The 4,544-nt window shown below is 63.5% G+C and carries 3 protein-coding genes; all 3 read left to right on the top strand.

Annotated elements, in window-relative coordinates; genetic code table 11:
- Positions 1–1,716 (top strand): NADH-quinone oxidoreductase subunit L (nuoL, locus tag ABWP09_RS10775; protein ID WP_353205144.1); only part of this gene is annotated, 1,716 nt, incomplete at its 5' end.
- Between the two features lie 127 nt (positions 1,717–1,843).
- Positions 1,844–3,373: an NADH-quinone oxidoreductase subunit M gene (locus ABWP09_RS10770; protein ID WP_353205143.1), complete on the top strand. Its 1,530-nt coding sequence runs from the start codon at positions 1,844–1,846 to the stop codon at positions 3,371–3,373.
- A partial coding sequence (gene nuoN, locus ABWP09_RS10765; RefSeq protein WP_353205142.1) for an NADH-quinone oxidoreductase subunit NuoN occupies positions 3,370–4,544 on the top strand: 1,175 nt, incomplete at its 3' end. The genes ABWP09_RS10770 and nuoN, both read left to right, overlap by 4 nt.

The raw sequence follows: 4,544 nt of genomic DNA, 5'->3' as shown, positions 1-4,544 counted from the left end.
GACCAGCCGCGCTTCTTCGCCTATCTGTCGCTGTTCACCTTCGCCATGCTGATGCTGGTGACCGCCGACAACCTCGTCCAGATGTTCTTCGGCTGGGAAGGCGTGGGTCTCGCGTCCTATCTTCTCATCGGTTTTTGGTTTCGCAAACCGACCGCCAATGCCGCCGCGATCAAGGCGTTCGTCGTCAACCGCGTCGGCGATCTCGGCTTTATGCTGGGGATTTTCGGCACCTATCTGGTGTTCAACACGATCTCGATCCCCGAAATTCTGCGGCTCGCGCCGGGGATGGCGGGTTCGACGATCGGCTTTGTCGGTTATCGCATCGATACGATGACTTTGCTGTGCCTGCTGCTGTTCGTCGGCGCGATGGGCAAGTCGGCGCAGCTTGGGCTCCACACCTGGTTACCCGACGCGATGGAGGGACCGACCCCGGTGTCGGCGCTGATCCACGCCGCGACGATGGTCACCGCAGGCGTGTTCATGGTGTGCCGCCTGTCGCCGATGTTCGAGACATCGCCCTTCGCGCTCAATGTCGTGATGACGGTCGGCGCGGCGACCTGCCTGTTCGCGGCGACGGTCGGGCTGGTGCAGACCGATATCAAACGCGTGATCGCCTATTCGACCTGTTCGCAGCTCGGCTATATGTTCTTTGCGGCTGGCTGCGGCGCGTATGGCGCGGCGATGTTCCACTTGTTCACGCACGCCTTCTTCAAGGCGCTGCTGTTCCTGGGGGCCGGGTCGGTGATCCATGCGATGCACCATGAGCAGGACATGCGCTATTATGGCGGCCTGCGCAAAAGCATCCCGTGGACCTTCTGGGGGATGATGGCGGGCACGCTCGCGATCACCGGTGTCGGCATCCCGGCGGTGTTCGGCAATCCACTCGCGATCGGGTTCGCCGGTTTCCACTCGAAGGATGCGATCATCGAAGCGGCCTGGGCTTCGGGCCAGCATGGCGCGTCGATCGTCGGGATGATCGTCGCATTGCTGACGAGCTTCTATTCGTGGCGGCTGATGTTCCTGACCTTCTGGGGCAAGCCGCGCTGGGCGCAATCCGAGCATATCCAGCATGCGCTGCATGACGCGCATGGGCACGGACATGACGACTATGCTCAGGACGATCACGGACATCATGCCGCGCACGACGGCACGGGTGGCTATCATCCGCATGAAAGCCCGCTGCCGATCCTGATCCCGCTGATCCTGTTGTCGATCGGGGCGATTGCGGCCGGGTTCGTGTTCCACGGTTCGTTTATCGAGCCACAGGCGGGTGAGGCGTTCTGGCGCGGCGCCATCGCGTTCCGCGAGCATTTGATGCACGCGATGCACGAAGTGCCGCTGGGCGTGAAACTGTCGGCATCGATCGCAATGCTGACCGGGCTGCTCGGCGCGTACATCTTCTACATCCGCGCGCCGCAGGCGCCGGTGAAGCTCGCCGCGACCTACCGCCCGATCTATTTGTTCCTGCTCAACAAATGGTATTTTGACGAGTTGTATGATCTGCTCTTCGTCAAGCCCGCTTTCGCGATCGGCCGCTTGTTCTGGCATCGCGGCGACGAGCAGACGATCGATCGCTTCGGCCCGAACGGCGCGGCGTGGGTGGTCGCGCTGAATGCGCGCGTCGCCGGGCGGATTCAGTCGGGTTATGTTTACACCTACGCCTTCGTCATGCTGCTTGGGCTGACCGGCGCCGTTACCTGGGCGATTACTCGATGAGCGGCCGCTTAGAAATTTCCGTTCGCCCCGAGCTTGTCGAAGGGCAGGTTCCCACTCGTGCGTCCTCTCCTGCTGAGAGCAGGGCTTCGCCAGGCTCAGCCCGAACGGATGTGGGGACTATTAGACGATGAGCGGCGTGCCTCTTCTTTCGATCATGCTCGCCGTGCCCGCGATCGCGGCGGTGGCGTGCCTGTTCACCACCGCGCAGAACGCGCGCTGGATCGCGCTGATCGCGACGTTGGTCGATTTCGCGCTTGGCATCGCGCTGTGGTCGCAGTTCGACATTGGCGGGCCGCAATGGCAGTTCGTCGAGGATGCCGGGAGCCTCGGCGTGTTCGGCTGGAAGCTCGGGATCGACGGCTTCGCGCTGATGCTGGTGATGCTCAGCGTGTTCCTGATGCCGATTTGCATCGGGGCGAGCTGGGTCGCGGTCACGACGCGCGTCCAGGAATATATGGCGGCATTCCTGTTCACCGAAGTCCTCATGATCGGGACGTTCACGGCGCAGGATCTGTTCCTGTTCTACATCTTTTTCGAGGCCGGCCTGATCCCGATGTATCTGATCATCGGCATCTGGGGCGGGGCGAACCGGATTTACGCCAGCTACAAATTCTTCCTCTACACGCTGCTCGGCTCGGTGCTGATGCTGGTGGCGATGCTGTGGATGGCGAATTTCGCCGGTACGACGGACATCCCCACGCTGCTCAACACCGATTTCCCGGTGCAGGCGCAGACGTGGCTGTGGCTCGCTTTCTTCGCGTCGTTCGCGGTCAAGATGCCGATGTGGCCGTTCCACACCTGGCTGCCCGACGCGCACGTGCAGGCACCGACCGCGGGATCGGTGATCCTGGCAGGCGTGCTGCTCAAGCTTGGTGGATATGGCTTCCTGCGCTTCTCGCTGCCGATGTTCCCCGAGGCTTCGGCGCAGCTCGCCTGGTTGATCCTCGGCCTGTCGGCGGTCGCGGTGATCTACACCTCGCTCGTCGCTTTGGTGCAGTCGGACATGAAGAAGCTGATCGCCTATTCCTCGGTCGCGCATATGGCGATCGTCACGATCGGGTTGTTCGCGTTCAACCGGCAAGGGATTGAAGGCGCGATGATTGTGATGCTGAGCCATGGCCTCGTCTCGGCGGCGTTGTTCCTGTGCGTCGGCGTGATTTATGACCGGCTGCACACGCGCGAAATCAGCCGGTATGGCGGTCTCGCCATCAACATGCCGCGCTACGCCTTGCTCTTCATGCTGTTCACGATGGCCTCGGTCGGTTTGCCGGGGACGAGCGGGTTCGTCGGCGAATTCCTCAGCCTCGCCGGCACGTACCGCGTTTCGACGACGATGACCTTGCTCTGCACGACGGGCATCATTTTGGGTGCCGCTTACATGCTTTATCTCTACCGCCGCGTCGTGTTCGGCGAGATCGTCCATGACGACGTTCGCGCGATGCCCGATCTCAGTTTGCGCGAAGTGGCGTTGCTCGCGCCGATTGCCGCCGTGGTGTTGTGGATGGGGGTCTATCCCGAGAGCTTCCTCGCGCCCATGCGCGGGGATGTCGGCACGCTCGAGGCGCGGATCGCCCGCGCCGCGCCGAAGGGCGACTCGCTGCCAACGATGGGCAAGGCGGTTGCGCTGCCTGCGCACCACGCGGAGGCACGGCCATGAACGCCGATTTGTTGATGGCGCTGCCCGAACTCGTGCTGGCGGTCGGCGCGATTGCGCTGATGCTGGTCGCGGCATGGGGCGGGCAAGCCTCCACCCGGATGGTGTCCTGGGCGTCGGTTGCGGTGCTGATCGGCGCGGGGATTGCGCTGGCGGGGCCAGCATCGAGCGGCGGTGCGGCGTTTGGCGGACTGTACCGCGCCGATGCGTTCGCAGCCTTTGCCAAGGTGCTGATCTATGGCGCGTCGGCGGTAGCGATCATCATCGCGCCGTGCTTCTTCGCGGCGGGCACGGGCGATGATCTGCGCCCGGAATATCCGGTGCTCATCCTGCTGTCCGCGGCGGGCATGGGGATGATGGTGTCGGCGGGCGATCTGCTGACGCTCTACGTCGGCCTCGAATTGCAGAGCCTCGCGGCTTATGTGCTGGCAAGCTTCATGCGGCGCGATACGCGCTCGGCCGAGGCTGGCCTCAAATATTTCGTGCTCGGGGCGCTGGCGAGCGGGATCCTGCTTTACGGTATTTCGCTGGTCTACGGGTTCAGCGGGACGACGCTCTTCTCGTCGATTTCGACCGCCTATGGCGCGGGGCACTCGCTCGGCCTGACCTTCGGGCTGGTGTTCGTGTTTGCCGGGTTGGCGTTCAAGATCAGCGCGGTGCCGTTCCACATGTGGACGCCCGACGTCTATGAAGGCGCGCCGACGCCGGTGACGGCGTTTTTCGCCTCTGCCCCCAAAGTCGCGGCGATCGCCTTGTCGGTGCGTGTCGCGGTTGAGGCGATGGGGCCGGCGACCGACCAGTGGCGCCAGATCGTGATCTTCGCGTCGCTTGCGTCGATCATCTTCGGCGCGGTCGCGGCGATCGGGCAGACCAATATCAAGCGGCTGCTCGCTTACTCGTCGATCAACAATGTCGGCTTCGTGCTCGTCGGCTTGGCGGCGGGAACACCCGAGGGCGTCGCGGCGACTTTGTTCTACCTCACCATCTATGTCGTGATGACGCTGGGCAGCTTTATCATCGTGCTGCAGATGCGCGATGCCGGGGGCCAACCGGTCGAGTCGATCGCGAGTCTGGCGGGGCTTTCGCGCTCGCGGCCGGGGCTGGCGCTGGCGATGATGATCTTCATGCTGTCGCTCGCGGGGATTCCGCCGCTCGTCGGCTTCTTCGCCAAGCT

Source organism: Sphingomonas sp., from assembly GCF_040398505.1.
In the GTDB taxonomy this organism is placed as follows: domain Bacteria; phylum Pseudomonadota; class Alphaproteobacteria; order Sphingomonadales; family Sphingomonadaceae; genus Sphingomonas.
The sequence above is the reverse complement of the archived record's forward strand: the minus strand, read 5'-3'. Positions and strand labels throughout refer to the sequence as shown.

Coding starts and splice junctions, on each gene's coding strand:
- ABWP09_RS10770 (WP_353205143.1), top strand. CDS start 1,844: ATGAGCGGCGTGCCTCTTCTTTCGATCATGCTCGCCGTGCCCGCGATC.